Origin of the sequence: Nocardioides sp. CF8 (assembly GCF_000389985.1) — a bacterium.
In the GTDB taxonomy this organism is placed as follows: Bacteria; Actinomycetota; Actinomycetes; order Propionibacteriales; family Nocardioidaceae; genus Nocardioides; species Nocardioides allogilvus.
The window spans coordinates 829,518-830,288 of record NZ_CM001852.1 but is presented as its reverse complement, the minus strand read 5'-3'; the positions used below and the strand labels follow the sequence as shown (position 1 = coordinate 830,288).

Sequence of the window (771 nt, the reverse complement as noted above, 5' to 3'; positions counted from 1 at the left end):
CGGGACAACCTCCCTGGACATCACAACTAGTCCGACCTCCTCCACACGGCCCGACGGACCAGCCGCTCACGGGGCTGTCTCGACCTCCCAGACCAGATGTGCCATCGGGTCCGCTTGGTAGCTGCAGTAGAGACCCGTCCGGACGCAGCCGCCCAGGTGTGCGCCCAGCTCGGCGTCCTGCTCACTGATCCTGGCCAGCGCATATCTCAGCGACCGGGTCACGCTGGTGCGGGCGCGTTCCGACGTGCCGTGGGTGGTCCGGTCGCGACCGCCCAGGCCGAGTGCTCGCCCCAGCTCGGCGACGAGGTAGTCCCGGTCCTGCTCCGCGTGCGCGCGACGGACGTCATCGAGGTCGTCCTCCGCCTCGGCGATGTCATCCTCGACCTCGGCCAGCCGGCGCCGATAGGCGTCTCGGGCCTCGTCGTCGAGGACCGGCAGCCCCTGGTCGCTGTGCTGCGCCCCGCACAGGTCGAGGACGTGGAACTCGCGCCCCGGCTCGGCCAGCATCCGCGCGAGATGGCCCAGCCCGACCAGGTCGGCCAGCACCACCTCACGACCGCCGTGGGTCACGCGCCACACCCTGCCGGTCCGCCGCATGGTGGCCCGCTCAGGCAGCTCGCGCGCGGGACCGGCCGCGCCCTCGCGCCTCGTCTGGTCATCGGTGAGCATCGCCGCGACGTGCGCGGCCCTCCGCTCGGCACCGAAGGCCACGAAGTCACGATGCGCCGCCTGCCACTCCAGCCGCGCCAGGCGCGGTTGGCCCGCCAGCTC

General features: G+C 72.8%; 1 protein-coding gene. It reads right to left on the bottom strand.

Going from position 1 to position 771, the window contains the following annotated elements; genetic code table 11:
* Positions 1 to 66: 66 nt before the first annotated feature.
* A partial coding sequence (locus CF8_RS22320; protein WP_036490180.1) for a hypothetical protein occupies positions 67 to 771 on the bottom strand: 705 nt, incomplete at its 5' end.